Here is an 18,905-nt window from a genome sequence, read left to right as displayed (position 1 = left end):
CGTGGCGCACTATACGAGGGAATCCCCGGCGCGAAACCGTCGGAGCTCCGCCCGCCTCTCCTTGTGGCCTGTTCCGGCCGAAACCTGTCCGAGATTTGTCGATCGATCATGCGCGTTCTGGGGATAGAGACGACTTGTGACGAGACCGCGGCTGCAATCGTTGGCGTCGATCGCGCCGGCGAGGCCAAAATCCTGTCCAACGAGATCCTGAGTCAGATCGCCGCACATGCGGCTTATGGTGGCGTGGTGCCGGAGATCGCGGCGCGCGCGCATGTCGAGGCCATCGACCGCATCGTCGCTCGCGCCTTCGCGAATGCCGGACTCAAGCCCTCCGAGATCGACGCGGTCGCTGCTGCTGCCGGGCCGGGTCTGGTTGGCGGCGTCATGGTCGGGCTGACCACGGCGAAGGCGATCGCGCTGGTAACCGGCCGCCCCTTCATTGCGGTGAACCATCTCGAAGCGCATGCGCTGACGGCGCGGCTGACCGACGACGTTGCCTTTCCCTATCTGCTGCTGCTGGTCTCGGGCGGGCATACGCAGCTCCTGGCGGTGCGCGGCGTCGGCGATTATCTGCGCCTGGGCGGAACCATCGACGACGCGGTCGGCGAGGCTTTTGACAAGATCGCAAAGATGCTCGGTCTGGCCTATCCGGGCGGCCCCTCGGTCGAGCGGGAAGCCGAGAAGGGCGATCCCGAACGCTTCGAGTTTCCGCGGCCGATGGCTGGGCGCCCCAATCCCGATTTCTCGCTTTCCGGCCTCAAGACCGCGGTCAGGCTGGTGGCCGAACGCATTGCGCCGCTCTCCGACCGCGACGTCGCCGATCTCTGCGCCTCCTTCCAGGCAGCGGTCGTCGACGTGCTGGTCGACCGCACGCGAGCGGGCCTGCGCGCCTGCCGTGGGGCCGGGATCATGCCCACGGCCTTGGTGGTCGCCGGTGGCGTTGCCGCCAACCAGCCGATCCGGCGCGGACTGACCCGCTTTGCGACCGAGGCCGGCCTGCCGATGGTCGCGCCGCCGGTCGCGCTTTGCGGCGACAATGGCGCGATGATCGCTTGGGCTGGGCTTGAGAGGCTGAGGCTCGGGCTTGTCGACGACATGAGCGCGGTTGCCCGGCCACGCTGGCCGCTGGACGAGTTCAAGGCCAAAGCGTGATCCGTGAGCGACGTGAGCGCGCCGAGATGAGCAAGGCCTTCGAGACAATCGGCGTCGTAGGCGGCGGCTCCTTCGGTGCCGCACTGGCTCTGGCCGCGGCGCGGGCCGGGCGAAACGTGCTGCTCTGGGCCCGTGATCCCGAGGCCATCGCGGCCATGCGGGAGCGTCGAGAGGTGCCGCGCCTGCCCGGCGCGACGTTGCCTGCCGCCGTATCGCCGGTTGCCGAGCTTGCCGCGCTTGCCGATGCACAGGCGCTGATCCTCGCGGTTCCGACCCAGGCGCTGCGACAGGTCTGCACCGCGCTCGCGCAAGCCTTGCCGGATGGCGTGCCGACGATCTCGGCGGCCAAGGGCATCGAGCAGAAGAGCGGCTTGTTCACGACGCAAATCATCGCCGAGCTTTGGCCCGGTGCGGTCCCGGCCATCCTGTCCGGTCCGAGCTTTGCCGTCGATATCGCACGCGGGTTACCGACGGCTCTGACACTGGCAGCGCGCGAGGCGGATCTGGCGCAGGATCTGGCCGAGGCGCTGAGTTCTGCCTCCTTTCGCATCTATCACGGCGTCGACATCCGTGGCGTCGAGATCGGCGGAGCCGCGAAGAACGTGCTGGCGATCGCAGCGGGGATCGCGATCGGGCTCGGCTATGGCGAGAGCGCCCGTGCCGCGCTGGTGGCGCGTGGCTTTGCCGAACTCAGGCGCTTCGGCGAGGCTTTTGGTGCGCAGCCGGAAACGTTGATGGGGCTTTCGGGGTTGGGCGATGTCGTGCTCTCCTGCGCGTCCGCACAGTCACGCAATTTCGCCTATGGGTTGGCGCTCGGCCAGGGCAAGACACCGGCCGAGGCCGCTGGAGGCAAACTGGCCGAGGGCGCCTTCACGACGTCGGTCCTGGCAGAGATGGCGCAGGCACGCGGCATCGAGACGCCCATCGCCGAGGCCGTTGCGGCCATTATCGCCGAACGCATCGGCGTTCGCGAAGCGGTCACGGGATTGCTGGCGCGACCGGTCCGGGCGGAGAACTGAGTTGGCGCGAAAGCCTCTGCGACGCGCGGCCATGGCGGTGAGTGCAGGTCTCGTGCTTGCCCTGGGGCTGGAGTTCCTGCAGATCGCCCGAACGGTTCCTGAACTCGCGGCTCCCGACGAACAGGCGACCCGCGTCCTCATCGAGAAGGCCGCACGTCAGCTGACCTTGGAACGGGATGGCCGCGTCCTGGCCCGCTATTCGGTGGCGCTGGGTTCGAGTCCGGTCGGTGATAAGGTGAAGGAGGGCGACGGCCGGACTCCGGAAGGCGTCTACGACATTGATTTCAAGCACCCGCGCAGCCGCTATCACCTCGCGCTTCGCATCTCCTATCCTGATCGCCTGGATCGTGAGGACGCCGAGCGCGCAGGTTTTGCCCCGGGTGGCGACATCATGATCCACGGCATTCGCAACGGGCTTGGCTGGCTGGGCCGGCTGCACCTCAGCCGCGACTGGACGGATGGCTGCATTGCGGTCACCAATGCCGAGATTCGCGGGATCTGGGCTCGCGTTGCGCAAGGGACCCGGGTCGAGATCCGGCCGTAACGCAGTGACGTAGCAGAGGCAGCAATGGCAGGCGACTGGTCGGATCTGAGCAAGCGGGTGGCGCGCGGCGTCGCTGAGGTACGGAAGACCACCGGCTCGGAGCTGGTTGCCGAGAGCATGCCGGTGGCGTTGGCCGGGCGTGTGCCGGCCGGACCGGTGATCCAGCATCGACGGCGGCGCGGCGACGACACCCACCGCTTCGTGCTGATTCTGCCCTTCGGCGAGGGCGAGGTCAGGGTCGAACTCGGCCCGCAGGATTATGCCGCGCTGACACGCGAGATGGTGCGATTCTGGAACGAACAGGGCGAGGCCGCGCTGCGTCCGCCTGCTCCGACGAAAGAGGATGACGTCTGATGGCTCACTGGCTGGTCAAATCCGAACCATCGGTCTGGTCCTGGGATGACCAGGTCAAGGCGGGCGCCAAGGGCACGCATTGGGATGGCGTGAAGAATCATACGGCCAAGCTCAACCTGATGGCGATGAAGCTCGGCGACCAGGTCTTCTTCTACCACTCGAACGAGGGGCTCGAGGTCGTGGGCATCGTCGAGGTCATCAAGGAGCACTATATCGCGAACCCAGGCGAGCCCTGGGTCTATGTCGACTTCAAGGCGGTGAAGCCGCTGCCGAAGCCTGTGACCCTTGCTCAGGTGAAGGCAACGCCGGAACTCGCCAAGATGGCGCTGGTCACGTCCTTCCGCCTGTCCGTGCAGCCGGTGACCGACGATGAATGGGCACTGGTCTGCAAGATGGGCGGGCTCTGAAGGATTGACGAGCTCTGCGACCTCTTGCGGTCGCAGGGGTCAAGCCATAACTATACCGTCCAGACGGTATAGTTATGGAGAATGGACGTGCGTAGCAGCAAGAAGGCGGCGTTGCTCGAGGCAGCGGGCGCGATCATCGTCGGGGGCGGTATCGACGCCCTGACTTTCGACAGGCTCGCAGCCGAAACCGGCGTGAGCAAGGGCGGCATTCTCTACCATTTCCCCGACAAGGAGCGCCTGCTGATCGCTCTGGTCGAGGGCATCATCAGCCTTGTCGATCTTGCGATCGCCGAAGAACGCGCGAGCGCTGCCGAGCCCGATGGGCCGGGCCGCTGGCTGCGCGCCTATATCCGCATGGCCTTCACCGACGGAGGCGATGTCGACCGGCTGCTCGGGATCCTGCTGGCGGGATTGCCTCCGGAGTCGCCGGCGCTGGTGCCCTTGCTCAGCGMCGACCGTCGCTGGCTCGAGGCCGCCTGTTCGGATGGCCTGCCGCGCGGGCTGGCGATTGCCATCCGCCTTGCCGTCGACGGCGCCTTCGTCACCAAGCTCGACCCCGCCGATACGGCGGCTGCGCGCGAGGCGCTCCTTAAGCTGACCAAGGCCGCGCAATGACGCCTGCACGTGGTGCGGTGCCGGGGCGCGACCCGGCCGTCGATGCGATCAGGGGCATCGCCCTGTTCGGCATCCTCGTCGTCAACCTGCCCTTCTTCGCCATGCCGTTCGGCTTTGGCGGCGATTGGTGGCGCTCCGCCTTTCCCGGCGCTCTGGATCATCTTGCAGTGTTCCTGATCCAGGCCCTGTTCGAAGCGAAATTCGTTCTGATCTTCTCGTTTCTGTTCGGCTATGGCGCGGCGCGGCAGATCGCAACCAACGGCGAAGGGCGCTATCGGCGTCGCCTGCTCGCGCTCGGATTGCTCGGCGTTGCCCATGGCCTGCTGCTCTTCGCAGGCGATATCCTACTGGCTTACGCGCTTCTCGGAATGATCCTGCCGCTCGCGGCCCGCTGGTCGCTGGGACGCCTGCTCAAGGCGGCTGCCCTGATGTGGCTGCTGGCGATCCTGACCCATGCCCTGCTTGCAATCATCGGCATCATCGAGCCCGATCCGGCCACCGGTGCGGATGCAGCCGTCGTTGCGGTGCATCGTTCCGGCGATTTCCTGGCGATCGCGCGCTATCGGCTGATGGAATGGGCGATCTTCTATGGGCTGGCGCCCTTGATCACCTTGCCGCATGTCGCGGGCATGTTCTTCCTCGGCATGGCCGCCTTCCGCCATCTCGGCACCGCCTCGCTGAGCAGCCTCGCCGCACCGGGCGCGGCGTTGGCGCGCTTTCTCTGGCTGCCCGCCCTCGTCGGCAATTTCGCCTATGCCGCGGCGGCGATGGCGCCTCCCGGCCCGGCGAAACCGGCCTTTGCTGCAGCGGAACTCATCCTGCGCGGCGTCTTCCCGCCGCTGATGAGCCTCGTGATGATCGGCGCCGGCCTGAGTTTCTTCAACCGGCCGCTCGGCATGCGCATTGGCCGGATCTTTCAGGCGGATGGCCGCCTGTCCCTTTCGCTCTACATGTCCGAGTCGATCGTCTGCGTGCTGATCTTTCTCGGTTATGGCCTTGGCCTTTACGGGCGCCTCGGGCCCGCCGCCTGCATGCTCGCGGCAGCCGTCATCTACGCGTACCTGCTGGTGCTGGCGTCACTATGGTCGCGGAGTTTCAGCAAGGGGCCGTTCGAGTGGTTCGTCGAGCGCATGGCAGGGCCGCGTCGGTTGCGGCAATGACGGCCAATTTTGCGCGATAACGGGCAATCCGGCGCGTGGCGAACCGATCCGACCCTCGCCAAAAGTCTTTGAAACCAAAGTGCGAGGGCGCGTGGCTTGCCGCCGCTCTTTCGCGCTTTATGATGCGCGCAATTCGAAAGAAGCGGTCGTTATTTGCCGAGGAATCCGGCACTCATGCCATGAGCCGCGACGAAGATGGGCTGATTGCGGTCCAAGTCCGGGGAGAAGTCTTCTATGTCCGACAAGATCTATGACGTGCCGGCCGCATGGGCCAAAAAGGCGTATCTGAACGACGCCAAATACAAGAAGATGTATGCGGCCTCGATCAAGGACCCCGACAAGTTCTGGGCCGAGCACGGAAAGCGGATCGACTGGTTCAAGCCCTTCAGCAAGGTGCGGAACGTCAGCTACAAGCCGGGCAAGGTCTCGATCAAATGGTATGAAGACGGCACCACGAACGTTTCCTACAACTGCGTCGACCGGCATCTGGCGACGCGCGCCAAGCAGACGGCCATCATCTGGGAAGGCGACGATCCGTCGGAATCCAAGAAGATCAGCTACGGCCAGCTCTATACCGAGGTCTGCAAGTTCGCGAATGTGCTGAAGGCGCAGGGCGTCAAGAAGGGCGACCGCGTCACGATCTACATGCCGATGATCCCCGAGGCGACCTATGCGATGCTCGCCTGCGCGCGGCTCGGTGCGGTGCACTCGATCGTCTTCGGCGGCTTCTCTCCGGATTCGCTGGCCGGGCGCATCGCCGATGCGACCTCGGACGTGGTGATCACGGCCGATGAAGGCCTGCGCGGCGGGCGCAAGGTGCCGCTCAAGGTCAATGTCGACGCGGCGGCCGAAAAGGCCCCGGTCAAGACCGTGATCGTGGTCAAGCGGACCGGCGGCGATGTCGCGATGCAGGAGGGCCGTGACGTCTGGTATCACGAGGAGGCGGCGAAGGTCTCCGGGCATTGTCCGCCGGTCGAGATGAAGGCGGAGGACCCGCTCTTCATTCTCTACACCTCGGGTTCGACTGGTAAGCCCAAGGGCGTCCTGCACACCACCGCCGGCTATCTCGTCTATGCCTCGATGACGCATCAATACGTCTTCGACTACCATGACGGCGACATCTACTGGTGCACGGCCGATGTCGGCTGGGTCACCGGGCACAGCTATATCGTGTACGGCCCGCTGGCGAACGGCGCGACGACCCTGATGTTCGAGGGCATTCCAACCTATCCGACGATCTCGCGCTTCTGGGAGGTCGTCGACAAGCACAAGGTCAACATCTTCTACACCGCGCCGACTGCCATCCGTTCGCTGATGGGCGCCGGCGAGGAGCCTGTGAAGAAGACCAAGCGTAAGTCGCTGCGCCTGCTCGGCTCGGTCGGCGAGCCGATCAATCCGGAGGCCTGGGAGTGGTATCACCGCGTCGTCGGGGATGATCGCTGCCCGATCGTCGATACCTGGTGGCAGACCGAGACGGGCGGAATCCTGATCACGCCGCTGCCCGGTGCGACCAAGCTCAAGCCCGGCTCGGCAACAAGGCCCTTCTTCGGCGTCAAGCCGGAGATCGTCGATGCCGAAGGCAAGGTGCTGGAGGGGGCGACCGAAGGCAATCTGGTGATTGCCGAGAGCTGGCCCGGCCAGATGCGCACGGTCTATGGCGACCACAAGCGCTTCGAGGAAACCTATTTCGCCACCTACCCAAACAAGTACTTTACCGGTGACGGCTGCCGGCGCGACGCAGACGGCTATTACTGGATCACCGGCCGCGTCGACGACGTGATCAACGTGTCCGGCCACCGCATGGGCACGGCGGAGGTCGAGTCGGCACTGGTGGCGCATCCGAAGGTCTCGGAGGCCGCGGTGGTCGGCTATCCCCATGACATCAAGGGGCAGGGCATCTACGCCTATGTCACGCTGATGCAGGGAGAGGCGTCGAGCGAGGCGCTGCGCAAGGAACTGGTCGCCCATGTGCGCAAGGAGATCGGCCCGATCGCCTCGCCGGATCTGATCCAGTTCGCGCCCGGCCTGCCGAAGACGCGGTCGGGCAAGATCATGCGCCGTATCCTGCGCAAGATCGCCGAGGACGAATTCGGCGCGCTCGGCGATACGTCGACGCTGGCCGATCCCGCCGTGGTCGACGATCTGATTTCAAACCGTCAGAACAAGCGCAAGGCGGGCTGAGGCCGGCCACAGCATCGGTGCGAAGAGCGGAAAGTGGTTATCGCACCGATGCAAACACAAGAAGGTCAGATGATCTGATCGCTCCGACATCGTGCCCGACCTTGTGGCGCGCATGATGTCTCAGGATGCATTTGCGGGGAGACGGTGATGGTCGGGATTTTGCCCGACCATGGCGGCTCAGTCAGTCTTCCCTGCACTCTTGCGCTTGCTGGTGCCGGGCATCTTCCGTCCGTACAATTCGAGCCTGTGACGGACGATCTCATAGCCGAGTTCGGCAGCGATCTTGGCCTGTAGCGCCTCGATCTCCGGCGACGAGAATTCGACGACTTGACCGGTCTCGACATCGATCAGATGATCATGGTGATGCTGGTCTGCGTGCTCGTAGCGCGAGACGCCGTCCTCGAACGCGTGGCGTTCGATCGCGCCTTGAGTCTCCAGCAGCTTCATCGTCCGATAGACCGTCGACAGCGACAGGGTCGGGTCGTGCGCGAAGGCGCGCGTGAAGATGCCCTTGGCGTCGGGGTGGTCGTCGGCCTCGGCCAGCACGCGCAGAATCAGCCGGCGCTGCTGCGTCATCCGCAGTCCCGCCCGCCTGAGTTCCTCCTCGAAGAGGGCTACCCGTTTGTCGATTCCCTTCATGCCACCGGGATAGCATGTTGAGACGCATTCGCAAAAATCGAGGCTTATCGCAAATCATTTGCAATTGCGTTGACAGATGCAAGTGATTTGCATTAGCGTAAATGGATCGAGCCTGTAGCAGGAGAGATCATGCCTTCGCGTCGACGCTTCACGATTCTGGCCGCCGCCATCGCCTTCGCGGCCGGTTTTGCAGCAACGAGCCAGGGAGTGTTGGCTCAGGCGGGGCAGGCCAAGCCGTTGCGCGTCGTCACGACCTTCACGGTGATCCAGGACATCGCGCAGAACGTCGCTGGCACTGCAGCGATCGTGGAATCGATCACCAAGCCCGGTGCCGAGATCCATGACTACCAGCCGACGCCGCTCGATGTGGTGAAGGCGCAATCGGCCGATCTCGTGCTCTGGAACGGCTTGAATCTCGAGCGCTGGTTCGAGCGCTTCTTCGAGAACGTCAAGGATGTGAAGAGCGYGGTCGTGACCGAAGGCATCGTGCCGATGGGCATCAAGGAGGGCCCCTATGAGGGCAAGCCCAATCCGCATGCCTGGATGTCGACGGCGAGCGCGCTGATCTATGTCGAGAACATTCGAAAGGCGCTGGCGGCTGCGGACCCTGCGAATGCCGAGACGTATTCCAGGAACGCGAAGTCCTATTCCGAGCAGATCAGGGCGATCGACGCGCCGTTGCGTGCCCGGCTCGACAAGGTGCCGGAAGGCCGCCGCTGGCTCGTTTCCAGCGAAGGCGCCTTCAGCTATCTCACGCGCGATTTCGGCTGGCGGGAGGCCTATCTCTGGCCGATCAATGCCGATGAACAGGGCACACCGCAGCAGGTGCGTCGCCTGATCGATCTCGTGCGCAAGAACACGATTCCCGCCGTCTTCAGCGAGAGCACGATCTCCGACAAGGCTGCCAGGCAGGTCGCCCGCGAAACCGGAGCGGCCTATGGCGGCGTCCTCTATGTCGACTCGCTTTCCGCCGAGAACGGGCCGGTACCGACCTATCTGAAGCTGCTGGAGGTGACCGTCGACACGATCGCGAAGGGGTTCGGGCAGTGAACATTCATGTGACTGGCCGACCGGGCGCGCTTGGCCTGACACCCTCGATCACGGTCGAGGGCGTGACGGTGCGCTACAGCAATGGCGTGACAGCGGTGAACGATGCCTCCTTTGCCCTCGGCGCGGGCACGATCTGCGCGCTGGTCGGCATCAATGGCTCGGGCAAGTCGACCCTGTTCAAGACGCTCATGGGCTTTCTTAAGCCGGCTCAGGGCCGCGTCGCGATCGCGGGATTGGAGGTGCGGCAGGCGTTGAAGCGCGGGCTCGTCGCCTATGTGCCGCAGTCCGAGGAGGTCGACTGGAGCTTTCCGGTTCTCGTCGACGATGTCGTGATGATGGGACGCTACGGCTATATGGGCCTGATGCGCATGGCCCGGCGCGCCGACAAGGAGGCCGTCGAGGAGGCGCTCGCGCGCGTCAATATGCTGGATTTCCGACGCCGCCAGATCGGGGAACTCAGCGGTGGCCAGCGCAAGCGCGTCTTTCTCGCGCGGGCGTTGGCGCAGGGCGGGCAGGTCATCCTGCTGGACGAGCCCTTCACCGGTGTCGACGTCAAGACCGAGGATGCGATCGTCGGCCTGATGCGGGAATTGCGGTCCGAAGGGCGGCTGATGCTGGTTTCGACCCATAATCTCGGCTCGATCCCGGATTTCTGCGACCAGGTCGTGATCTTCAACAAGACCGTGCTGGCGGCCGGCCCGACCGCGACCACCTTCACGGAAGCCAATCTGCAACGGGCCTTCGGCGGCGTACTCCGGCATTTCCGGCTCGGGGGCGCGCAACTCCACGACGATGCCGACGACCGGCGCGTCACCGTCCTGACCGACGACGAACGTCCGCTCGTACTCTATGGCGAGCGCGATCACGAGGTGGTCGTCGACGCCAGCAGGGATGCGGTCCGGTGATCGACCTCCTGCTCGAACCCTTCGCCTACCAGTACATGGTCAAGGCCATCTGGGTCTCGGCGCTGGTTGGCGGCGTCTGCGCCTTCCTGTCCTGCTATCTGATGCTCAAGGGCTGGTCGCTGATGGGCGACGCGCTGGCGCATGCGATCGTGCCGGGCGTCGCGCTCGCCTATCTGCTGAAGCTGCCCTATGCCGCCGGTGCCTTCCTCTCCGGCCTGCTGGCAGCGCTCGCCATGTCCCTGGTCCGGGTGCGCACGCAATTGCGGGAAGATGCGGTGATCGGCATCGTCTTCACCACGTTCTTTGCTGTCGGGCTGCTGATCGTCTCGATCAACCCGACTTCGGTGAACGTCCAATCGATCGTGCTCGGCAACATCCTGGGTATCTCCGACGAGGACGTCGTCCAGGTCGCGATCATCGCCTTCGTCTCTCTGGTGATCCTGATAGTGCGCTGGAAGGACCTGATGCTGGTCTTCTTCGACGAGAACCAGGCACGCAGCGTCGGGCTCTCGCCGACGCGCCTGAAGATTCTCTTCTTCGTGCTCCTCAGCGCCTGCACGGTCGCAGCCCTGCAGACGGTCGGAGCCTGCCTCGTGATCGCCATGGTGGTGACGCCGGGCGCAACCGCCTACCTGCTTACCGACCGTTTCGGTCGCCTGATCATCATCGCGGTTGCGATGGGTGTCACGACCAGCGCGATCGGCGCCTATGCCAGCTACTTTCTCGACGGTTCGACCGGCGGGCTGATCGTGGTCTTCCAGACCGTATTGTTCCTGCTCGCCTTCATCTTCGCGCCTAAGCACGGCCGTCTTGCGGCGCGCCGGGCGGCCCGGGCCCTTCCGGAGCAAGCCGCATGAGCCTGATCGAAACCTGGTTCCTTTCGCCGTTCGCGCATGAGTTCATGCAGCGGGGGCTGATCGTCGCGGTGCTGGTCGGCCTCGTCTGCGCGGTGCTTTCCTGCTTCCTCGTGCTCAAGGGCTGGTCGCTGATGGGTGATGCGGTCTCGCATGCGGTGCTGCCCGGTATCGTGCTCGCCCATATCCTGAGCTTGCCGCTGGCGATTGGCGCCTTCGCTGCCGGGCTCGGCTGCTCCGTCGGTATCGGCTACCTCAAGCAAAACAGCCGGGTGAAGGAGGACACGGTGATGGGCATCGTCTTCTCCGGCATGTTTGCGCTGGGGCTGGTGCTCTTCGTCAAGGTCGATAGCGACCAGCACCTGATGCACATCCTGTTCGGCAACATGCTCGGCGTGCGTTGGGCCGATATCGGGGAGACGGCGCTGATCGCGGTGCCGACCATCGCGATCATGCTGGCGAAGCGGCGCGATTTTCTGCTTGTCTCCTTCGATCCGGCTCATGCGCGTGCCATTGGCCTGCCGGTCGCAGCGCTGCATTTCGGCTTGCTGATACTGCTGGCGCTGACGATCGTCGCGGCACTCAAGGCAGTCGGTATCATCCTGGTCGTTGCGATGCTGATCGCGCCGGGGGCCATCGGCTATCTGATGACGCGCCAGTTCGACCGAATGCTCATCGTGGCGGCCGGCGTCGCGACCGTCTCAAGCGTGCTCGGCACGATCCTGAGCTTTCATCTCGATGCCGCGACCGGCCCATGCATTGTCGTGGTCCAGGCCGGCTTCTTCCTCGCGGCGCTTGCCCTCAATCTCTGGCGCGCCTCGCGACGCGCCAGTCTCAGCGTCAGCGCGTCATGGGTGCAATGACGCTCACGCGGCCCTGGTCTGGTTTCTCGCCAGGCCCGGAACGATGCCGGAGAGGATCTCGTAGGAGCGCTTGCGAGCGCTGTGATCGTGGATCGGTGCGGTGACCATCACCTCGTCGGCCCCTGTCGCGTCGAGGAACGCATCGAGCTGGCGCTTCAGGCTTTCCGGCGAGCCGACGAAGGCGTAGCGCAGCATCTGCGAGACATGCGCTTTCTCGGCCGGGGACCAGTAGCTTTCGATATCGTCGATCGGTGGCTGCAGCTTGCCGCGCGTGCCGCGAATCATGTCGATGAAGCGCTGCTGGACTGAGGTGAAGAGATAGCGAGCCTCCTCATCCGTATCGGCGGCAATGACGTTGATGCCCGGCATCGCATAGGGCCGATCCAACTGCTCTGACGGCTTGAAGCGCTCGCGGTAGATCGCAAGCGCCTGAATCAGTGCGTCCGGTGCGAAATGCGAGGCGAAGGCGTAGGGCAGGCCGAGTTCTGCAGCGAGCTGCGCGCCAAACAGGCTGGAACCCAGGATCCAGAGCGGCACCTCGGTGCCTCCCCCTGGCACGGCCTGCACCACCTGCCCGGGCTGCACGGGCGCGAGGAAAGCCTGCACCTCGAGCACATCCTGAGGAAAGCTGTCCGAGGCCATCGGGTCGCGTCGCAGGGCCCGGACCGTGCGCTGGTCGGTGCCCGGAGCGCGGCCGAGGCCGAGATCGATTCGGCCCGGATAGAGCGATTCCAGCGTTCCGAACTGCTCGGCAATGACGAGAGGCGCGTGGTTGGGCAGCATGATGCCGCCGGCACCAAGGCGGATGGTCTTGGTTCCAGCCGCAAGATAGCCGATCACCACCGCCGTTGCGGCGCTGGCGATGCCGACCATGTTGTGATGCTCGGCGACCCAGTAGCGGCGATAGCCGAGCGCCTCGGCGTGGCGAGCAAGGTCGAGCGAATTGCGCAGAGCGTCGCCGGGCTCCTGCCCCTCGATCACCGGGGAGAGGTCGAGGACCGAGAAATCAACCATGCAGCGCTCCTGCGTATCGACGCCCGGCTCATCATGCCGCGCCCGTGGCAGATGGGAGTGCTGCCGGCTTGCGTCCAGCCCCTTCGCGATCTGGCATGGCGCCAATGCAGAAGCGTTCTGGCGAGACGATCCATCCGCGACGCGGCACACTGGACGGCGGCTCGAAACGGCTCCAGAAGGGCGCAATCGATGCGGCGGAGTGAGATATGAAGCAGGAGATCAAGAAAATCTCGGCAGAGCTCCTGATCCGCAATGGCTACCAGGGCTTCCGCTTCCGGGATGTCGCAGACGTCCTCAACACGACGCGCGCGAACATCCACTACTACTACGGCAACAAGCTCAACCTCGCCGAGGAGGTGATTGTCGACTACGTCGAGCAGACGCTGGCCAACTGGGAGGCGAACTGGCGCAGCGACAAGAGCTTTGAAGAGAAGATCCATGGCATGATGGAGTCGAACCGTCAGCGCTATCTCCGCTACAATCCAACGGCCACGACCGCCAATCCCTGGAGCCTGATCGGCCGGATGCGGCTGGAGCAGGATGTGATCGGCCCAAAAGCGCGCGAGGCGCTGGCTCAGTTCGGTGCGACGCTCGAGAATCTCGTGGTCGCCGCAATTGATCAGGCCGTGGCACGGGGCGAGCTTTCCAACGACATCCCGCGCGGCGATATCGCGCTGCAACTGGTCGCCATCGCCAATAGCGCCGGGCCGATCACGCAGGATGGCGGGAATTTCGATCGGCTCGAGCAACTCTATCGCTCATTCAGCCGTATCGTGCACCATGCCTATGGTCACAGGCGGGCCTAGCGCCCGGCTCAGGGAACGCTGAGGCGGGATTCGCGTTTCGTTTCATGTCGCGACGTGTATCGCGACAATCAGTGATCCGAAGCGGGGGATGTCATGGCGAGCGCGGTCAAGAAGGCCAATCCGGCCACGCAAAGCCTGCGCAAGGAGCAGGCGGAGCAAAGGAAGGCGCAACGCGGGAAGGGCAAGGACGCCGAACTGAACGATGCTCTTCGGGCGACCTTTCCGGCCAGCGATCCTGTTGCCTTGGAAAGCCCGACGAGAACAGGAGCGGCGAAGCGGACGTGATCCGGTGGCTCAAGCTTCGACTATCGTTTGCATACATATTTCCTGGTTATTTGGGGCTGTCTTCGAATGCCTTAGCTGAAGGGGCCTGCATCCGCATGATTTTGCATGCAAGATGCGAGGGGCGTTGACGCCCCGCCGGGGTGCACCCATAGTCGGCGCCCTTGTCGCCAACGCCTGCCGAGCCATGCCCCGCCCGACGCCTTCCTCCGCCCTTGCGAAACTGCGTGTTCTCGATCTGTCACGTGTGCGGGCCGGGCCGACCTGCGCACGCGTCTTTGCGGATTTCGGTGCCGACGTGATCAAGGTCGAAAGCCCGCCGGGGCTCGATCCGAACGAGAACATGAGCGGCGCGCGGCATGGCTATGACATGCAGAACCTGCACCGCAACAAGCGCTCGCTGACGCTGAATCTGAAGACTGCCGAGGGCAAAGCGATCCTGCTCAAGCTGATCGAGAGTGCCGATCTGCTGATCGAGAATTTCCGCCCGGACGTGAAGGACAGGCTCGGGCTCGATTTCGAAACGCTGCACAAGCTCAATCCGCGCCTGATCCTGGTCTCGGTCTCCGGATTCGGCCAGAGCGGTCCCTACCGGACCCGTGCCGGCTTTGACCAGATCGCCCAGGGGATGGGTGGAATGATGTCGGTCACCGGCCTGCCGGGGCAGGGGCCGGTGCGCGCCGGAATTGCCGTCGCAGACTCGGCTGCGGGCCTCTATGGCGCGCTTGGGGCGCTGGTGGCGATCACCGAGCGCGAGACGTCGGGGCTCGGCCAATGGGTCCAGACCTCCCTGCTCGAAGCCCAGATCGCGATGATGGATTTTCAGGCTGCGCGCTTCCTGGTCGAGGGAACGGTGCCGCCGCAGGCCGGGAACGATCACCCCTATTCGACGCCGATGGGCGTCTACGCGACGAAGAACGGCCATATCAATATCGGCGTCGGCGCCGAGGGCCATTGGCGCTGCTTCTGCAAGGCGATCGGTCATCCCCAACTCGGCGACAACCCGGTCTATGACAGCATGGAAAAGCGTTACGACAAGCGCCCGGAACTGCGGGTCATCATCGAGAGCATCCTGACCCAGAGGGATTCGGCGCATTGGCTTGCGGCCTTCGAGGACCATGCCGTTCCGGCCGGACCGATCTATGCCGTCGACGAGATGTTCGACGACCCGCAGGTGCAGCATCTCGGCATCGCACAGCCGGTCAGCCATCCGATCCTTGGGGATTTCAGGGTGGTGGGCGAGCCGGTCGGCCTGTCGCGGACACCCGCCGGCGTCGTCTCGCCGACGCCGGAGGCAGGGGAGCACAATGCCGAGATCCTGGCCGAACTCGGCTATGGCTCAGGAGCGGTCGCGCGGTTGCGCGAGGCCGGGGCGATCTGAAGGAGCAGCGGGCTGATGAACGACGAGATTCTTTACGATTTGAAGGACGGGGTCGGCACCATCACCCTCAACCGTCCGCAGGCCCGCAACGCGCTGACCTTCGGGATGTATGACCGCATCGCCGCGATCTGCGGCGACATCGAGGGCCATGGTTCACCCAAGGTGCTGGTCCTGACCGGGGCAGGTGACAAAGCCTTCGCTGCAGGCACCGACATCTCGCAGTTTCGTGCGTTCAACAAGCCAGAGGACGCCCTCAACTACGAGACGCGGATCGAGGAGATCATCACCACGATCGAGAGCTGTCCGATTCCGACAATCGCGGCGATCTCGGGCGCCGTGACCGGCGGTGGAGCCGCCATCGCCTGTGCCTGCGATCTCAGGGTCGCGACGCAGTCGGCCCGCTTCGGCTTCCCGATCGCGCGCACGCTCGGCAACTGCCTGTCGATGAACAACCTCGCCCGGCTCGCCTCGCTGCTTGGGCCCGCGCGGGTCAAGGACATGGTCTTCACGGCTCGGTTGATCGAGGCGGAGGAAGGCCACCGCGCCGGCCTCTACGGCGAGCTGGTGGCCGATCATGCGGCTCTGCTCGCGCGGGTCGGAGAGTTGGCGCAGACCATCGCGGGTCATGCGCCGCTGACGATGCGCGCCACCAAGGAAGGCTTGCGCCGGATCGCCGCTGCACGCGGCCATGCCGACGACGAGGACCTCGTCCTGATGTGCTACATGAGCGCTGACTTCCGCGAGGGCATGGAAGCCTTCCTGACCAAGCGCGCGCCCAACTGGCAGGGGCGATAGAGCTGCCCGTCAGGGCGTCTCATGCTCGTCATCGCCCTGCCGCGTTGGCGTCTCGGCCGCATGCTCCCCGCCCGGGTTGGCGGCGGCGAGGATGGCGGCGAGGCTATTGGCAAAATGGATCTGGATGAGCCGCGCCAGGCCCTCGCCATCGCGGGCGACAAGGGCGGCGAGCATGGCATCGTGCTCCTGCATCGCCGCCTTCCAGCGCGTGGGCTGAAGGTTCGGAAGGTATTTCGCGCGCTCGATGCGTGCGGACAATCCCTCCCAGGCTTCGAGCAGGGCCGCGTTGCGCGCCGCCTCGACAAGTGCCCGATGAATCTGCTGGTTGAGCGCGAAATACTCCAGCTGCTCGGCGCGCGCCTGGTGCCGCATCATCCGGTAATGCAGCATGCCGATCTCGGCGACGGTCTCGTCCGAGATGTTCTTGCAGGCGAGCCGCGCCGCCAGGGCTTCCAGGGTGCTGACGACTTCGTAGAGGCCCAGGATATCGTCGAGGGTCAGCGAAGCGACTTCGGCGCCGCGATTCTGCGTCAGTCTCACCAATCCCTGTGCTGCCAATGTGCGCAGGGCCTCCCGCAGGGGCGTGCGCGAGACGCCGAGCTGTTCGCAGATCTCCTGCTCCCGCAGCTTCTGTCCCGCCGGCAATTCGCCGGTGATGATCATCCGGCGCAGCGTCGCGACCGTCGCGCCATGCAGTCGCCCCTTGCGACCAGGCTGAGGGCTGCCGGTCTCGGGAACAGGCGTCGGCGTCGTGGTCATGAGGCCTCGGGTCACGGGCGGAACCTCGCCCTCCGTCCCAGCACGTCTCGCAGGGCCCCTGATCTGTAGGCAAGGCAGCGGCCCCGAACAAGCGGGGCCGCAAGGGCGGGCAGGTTCCTGTCCTGCTCGCAGGATGCTCGGCGGCGTTCAGCCGTAAAGATATTTCGGCAGCCAGAGCGCGATGCCGGGGAAGACATAGACCAGCACCATCGCGAACAGCACGATCAGCAGATAGGGCATCACGCCGGAGAAGATCTGGTTGATGGTCACATGCGGTGGCGCGATGCCCTTCAGATAGAAGGGTGCCATGGCAACAGGCGGGGAGAGGAACGAGGTCTGGATATTCAGCGCGATCAGGATGCCGAAGAACAGTGGGTCGATATTGAAGAACTGCAGCAGAGGCAGGAAGATCGGCACGAAGATCACGATGATCTCGGTCCATTCCAGCGGCCAGCCGAGCACGAAGATGATCAGCTGCGCGACGATCAGGAACATGGTCGGCGACAGGTTCAACGCCGTGACCAGATCCTTGATCGGTTCGTGCCCGCCGAGAATCGCGAAGATCGACGAGAAGATATAGGAGCCGACGAAGAGCCAGCAAACCATCGCCGAGGTGCGCGCCGTCAGGATGACCGATTCCCTGACCTTGCCGAACGAGAGCGAGCGATAGGCTGCGGCCAGAATCAGGCTGCCGAGCGAGCCGATCGCGGCCGCTTCGGTCGGCGTCGCGAGCCCGAAGAAGATCGCACCGAGCACGGACATGATCAGGATGGTCAGCGGGAAGAAGCTGGTCATCAGCGCCCAGAGGACCTTGCTCCAGGGAACGTCCGTCTGTTCCTTCGGCAGTTTCGGCGCCAGCGCCGGGTTAAGGGTGCAGCGAACGATGACATAGACCATGTAGAGGCCGGCCAGCAGCAGCCCGGGGAAGAGCGCGCCCGCATAGAGCTTGGGGACCGAGACACCCGCGGTCGCGCCATAGAGGATCAGCATGACGCTCGGCGGGATCAGGATGCCGAGGCAGCCGCCGGCGCAGACGACGCCGGCCGAGAGCTTCACGTCGTAGCCGGCACGCAGCATGGCGGGAAAGGCGAGCAGCCCCATCAGCGTCACCACCGCCCCGACGATGCCGGTTGCGGTCGCGAAGATCGCGCAGGTCGCGAGCGTCGCGATGGCCAGCGAGCCGGGAACATTGCCGAGCGCGATCTGGATCGAGTGGAACAGCCTGTCGAGGATGTTCGCCCGCTCGATGATGTAGCCCATGAAGATGAAGAGCGGGATCGAGACCAGCACGTCGCTGGCCATGACCGAATAGGCTCGCTGCACGACCAGCGCGAATACATTGTCGCCCATCGCCCAGTAACCGAAGCCGACGCCGAGTGCCATCAGCGTGAAGGCGATGGGGAAGCCGAGCATGATGAAGAGGATGAACAGGACGAGCATGACCACGCCCAGTTCGGGATTGCCCAGTCCGAACATCAAATCGATCCCTCGCGGGTTGCGGCTTCCTCGAGGATGAGCTTCTCGGTCTCCTCGACATCATGCAGGCGAGGGGGCCATTCGCCCGTGCGCAGGCAGATGACGCAACGCGCCACCTCGGCGAGCCCCTGGACGAACATCAGGACCCCGACGATCGGGATCAGCGACTTGAAGTGATAGAGCGGCGGCCCGTTGGGAGAGTTCGAGGAATGCTCCCCGATCATCCAGGAGAAGGCGGCGAACTTGTATCCGGCCCAGGCCAGCGCGATGACTCCGGGGAAGAAGAACAGAAAATACAGCGCCAGATCGAGCCCGGCCTGCGTGCGCGGGGCCCATTGGCGATAGAGGAAATCGCCGCGCACATGGGCATTGCGTGCGAGCGCGTAAGGGCCGGCCAGCATGAACAGAGTGCCATAGAGAATGTAGCTGACGTCGAAAGCCCATTCGGTGGGTGCACGCAGGACGTATCGCGAGAAGACCTCGTAGCTGATCGCCAGGGTCAGGATCAGAATCGTCCAGCCGGCGAGTTTCCCGATGGCGGTATTGAACTTGTCGATCGCGAGCACGATGCCCATCAGGGTCTCCACGGCACGTTGCAGAGCTCGTCGGCGCAAACGCCCGCCAGGCCGGTTGCGGGTGGCGGGCGTCC

At 64.7% G+C, this 18,905-nt stretch carries 21 protein-coding genes; 16 read left to right on the top strand and 5 right to left on the bottom strand.

Features of this window, described 5'->3' with window-relative positions; all coding sequences use genetic code 11:
- Nucleotides 1-108: 108 nt before the first annotated feature.
- From tsaD to acs, 8 genes are all read left to right on the top strand, one after another.
- Nucleotides 109-1,152, top strand: coding sequence for a tRNA (adenosine(37)-N6)-threonylcarbamoyltransferase complex transferase subunit TsaD (gene tsaD, locus AC1DGP_RS22020; protein ID WP_441505637.1), 1,044 nt, complete (start codon nucleotides 109-111; stop codon nucleotides 1,150-1,152).
- Between the two features lie 26 nt (nucleotides 1,153-1,178).
- Nucleotides 1,179-2,171, top strand: a complete 993-nt coding sequence (locus AC1DGP_RS22015) for an NAD(P)H-dependent glycerol-3-phosphate dehydrogenase (protein WP_476832527.1) — start codon at nucleotides 1,179-1,181, stop codon at nucleotides 2,169-2,171.
- Between the two features lies 1 nt (nucleotide 2,172).
- Nucleotides 2,173-2,715, top strand: coding sequence for a L,D-transpeptidase family protein (locus AC1DGP_RS22010; protein ID WP_476768846.1), 543 nt, complete (start codon nucleotides 2,173-2,175; stop codon nucleotides 2,713-2,715).
- Between the two features lie 24 nt (nucleotides 2,716-2,739).
- A complete protein-coding gene (locus tag AC1DGP_RS22005; RefSeq protein WP_069878906.1) occupies nucleotides 2,740-3,069 on the top strand; it encodes a hypothetical protein in 330 nt (109 codons plus the stop codon).
- Complete coding sequence (locus AC1DGP_RS22000) at nucleotides 3,069-3,476, top strand: EVE domain-containing protein (protein WP_069878907.1); 408 nt, start codon at nucleotides 3,069-3,071, stop codon at nucleotides 3,474-3,476. The genes AC1DGP_RS22005 and AC1DGP_RS22000 overlap by 1 nt, the downstream gene beginning before the upstream one ends.
- An 87-nt stretch (nucleotides 3,477-3,563) precedes the next feature.
- The gene (locus AC1DGP_RS21995; RefSeq protein ID WP_476832526.1) at nucleotides 3,564-4,091 is read left to right on the top strand and encodes a TetR/AcrR family transcriptional regulator; all 528 of its coding nucleotides are present in this window, start codon (nucleotides 3,564-3,566) and stop codon (nucleotides 4,089-4,091) included.
- Entirely contained in the window at nucleotides 4,088-5,251 is a 1,164-nt protein-coding gene (locus AC1DGP_RS21990; protein WP_441505633.1) for a DUF418 domain-containing protein, read from the top strand. The genes AC1DGP_RS21995 and AC1DGP_RS21990 overlap by 4 nt, the downstream gene beginning before the upstream one ends.
- A 234-nt stretch (nucleotides 5,252-5,485) precedes the next feature.
- The gene (gene acs, locus AC1DGP_RS21985) at nucleotides 5,486-7,432 is read left to right on the top strand and encodes an acetate--CoA ligase (RefSeq protein ID WP_113516085.1); all 1,947 of its coding nucleotides are present in this window, start codon (nucleotides 5,486-5,488) and stop codon (nucleotides 7,430-7,432) included.
- Between the two features lie 177 nt (nucleotides 7,433-7,609).
- Here the strand turns inward: acs and AC1DGP_RS21980 are convergent, their stop codons facing one another.
- Nucleotides 7,610-8,071, bottom strand: coding sequence for a Fur family transcriptional regulator (locus AC1DGP_RS21980; protein ID WP_176733307.1), 462 nt, complete (start codon nucleotides 8,069-8,071; stop codon nucleotides 7,610-7,612).
- Nucleotides 8,072-8,200: 129 nt separating this feature from the next.
- On the opposite strand from AC1DGP_RS21980, the gene AC1DGP_RS21975 reads away from it, so the two are divergent.
- Genes AC1DGP_RS21975 through AC1DGP_RS21960 form a run of 4 tightly spaced genes read left to right on the top strand, consistent with a single transcriptional unit; the run spans nucleotide 8,201 to nucleotide 11,743 of the window.
- The gene (locus AC1DGP_RS21975; protein WP_476832525.1) at nucleotides 8,201-9,121 is read left to right on the top strand and encodes a metal ABC transporter substrate-binding protein; all 921 of its coding nucleotides are present in this window, start codon (nucleotides 8,201-8,203) and stop codon (nucleotides 9,119-9,121) included.
- Complete coding sequence (locus AC1DGP_RS21970; RefSeq protein ID WP_441505631.1) at nucleotides 9,118-10,026, top strand: manganese/iron ABC transporter ATP-binding protein; 909 nt, start codon at nucleotides 9,118-9,120, stop codon at nucleotides 10,024-10,026. Before AC1DGP_RS21975 ends, AC1DGP_RS21970 begins: the two co-directional genes overlap by 4 nt.
- Complete coding sequence (locus AC1DGP_RS21965; protein ID WP_441505630.1) at nucleotides 10,023-10,883, top strand: metal ABC transporter permease; 861 nt, start codon at nucleotides 10,023-10,025, stop codon at nucleotides 10,881-10,883. The genes AC1DGP_RS21970 and AC1DGP_RS21965 overlap by 4 nt, the downstream gene beginning before the upstream one ends.
- Nucleotides 10,880-11,743 (top strand): metal ABC transporter permease, encoded by an 864-nt coding sequence (locus tag AC1DGP_RS21960; protein ID WP_441505629.1) that lies wholly within the window; start codon nucleotides 10,880-10,882, stop codon nucleotides 11,741-11,743. Before AC1DGP_RS21965 ends, AC1DGP_RS21960 begins: the two co-directional genes overlap by 4 nt.
- Nucleotides 11,744-11,746: 3 nt before the next feature.
- On the opposite strand, the gene AC1DGP_RS21955 is transcribed toward AC1DGP_RS21960, so the two are convergent.
- Nucleotides 11,747-12,757, bottom strand: coding sequence for an LLM class flavin-dependent oxidoreductase (locus AC1DGP_RS21955; protein WP_441505628.1), 1,011 nt, complete (start codon nucleotides 12,755-12,757; stop codon nucleotides 11,747-11,749).
- A 206-nt stretch (nucleotides 12,758-12,963) separates the two neighbouring features.
- Here AC1DGP_RS21955 and AC1DGP_RS21950 point away from each other — a divergent pair, with 206 nt between their 5' ends.
- From AC1DGP_RS21950 to AC1DGP_RS21935, 4 genes are all read left to right on the top strand, one after another.
- Entirely contained in the window at nucleotides 12,964-13,563 is a 600-nt protein-coding gene (locus AC1DGP_RS21950) for a TetR/AcrR family transcriptional regulator (protein ID WP_476832524.1), read from the top strand.
- 93 nt (nucleotides 13,564-13,656) lie between these two features.
- Nucleotides 13,657-13,848: a hypothetical protein gene (locus AC1DGP_RS21945; protein ID WP_441492216.1), complete on the top strand. Its 192-nt coding sequence runs from the start codon at nucleotides 13,657-13,659 to the stop codon at nucleotides 13,846-13,848.
- Nucleotides 13,849-14,032: 184 nt separating this feature from the next.
- Nucleotides 14,033-15,226 (top strand): CaiB/BaiF CoA transferase family protein, encoded by a 1,194-nt coding sequence (locus tag AC1DGP_RS21940; protein WP_441505626.1) that lies wholly within the window; start codon nucleotides 14,033-14,035, stop codon nucleotides 15,224-15,226.
- A 15-nt stretch (nucleotides 15,227-15,241) separates the two neighbouring features.
- Complete coding sequence (locus AC1DGP_RS21935; RefSeq protein WP_476832523.1) at nucleotides 15,242-16,021, top strand: enoyl-CoA hydratase/isomerase family protein; 780 nt, start codon at nucleotides 15,242-15,244, stop codon at nucleotides 16,019-16,021.
- A 9-nt stretch (nucleotides 16,022-16,030) separates the two neighbouring features.
- Here AC1DGP_RS21935 and AC1DGP_RS21930 read toward each other — a convergent pair whose 3' ends face one another.
- The 3 genes from AC1DGP_RS21930 to AC1DGP_RS21920 form a co-directional block, all read right to left on the bottom strand.
- A complete protein-coding gene (locus AC1DGP_RS21930; protein WP_441492183.1) occupies nucleotides 16,031-16,780 on the bottom strand; it encodes a GntR family transcriptional regulator in 750 nt (249 codons plus the stop codon).
- Nucleotides 16,781-16,927: 147 nt separating this feature from the next.
- Nucleotides 16,928-18,256, bottom strand: coding sequence for a TRAP transporter large permease (locus AC1DGP_RS21925; RefSeq protein WP_441492182.1), 1,329 nt, complete (start codon nucleotides 18,254-18,256; stop codon nucleotides 16,928-16,930).
- On the bottom strand, nucleotides 18,256-18,831 hold the full coding sequence (locus tag AC1DGP_RS21920; protein ID WP_441492181.1) for a TRAP transporter small permease subunit: 576 nt from the start codon (nucleotides 18,829-18,831) through the stop codon (nucleotides 18,256-18,258). Before AC1DGP_RS21920 ends, AC1DGP_RS21925 begins: the two co-directional genes overlap by 1 nt.
- Nucleotides 18,832-18,905 lie beyond the last annotated feature (74 nt).

Source organism: Allobosea sp. 05T433 (genome assembly GCF_056396065.1).
This window is presented reverse-complemented; position numbering and strand designations above follow the sequence as displayed.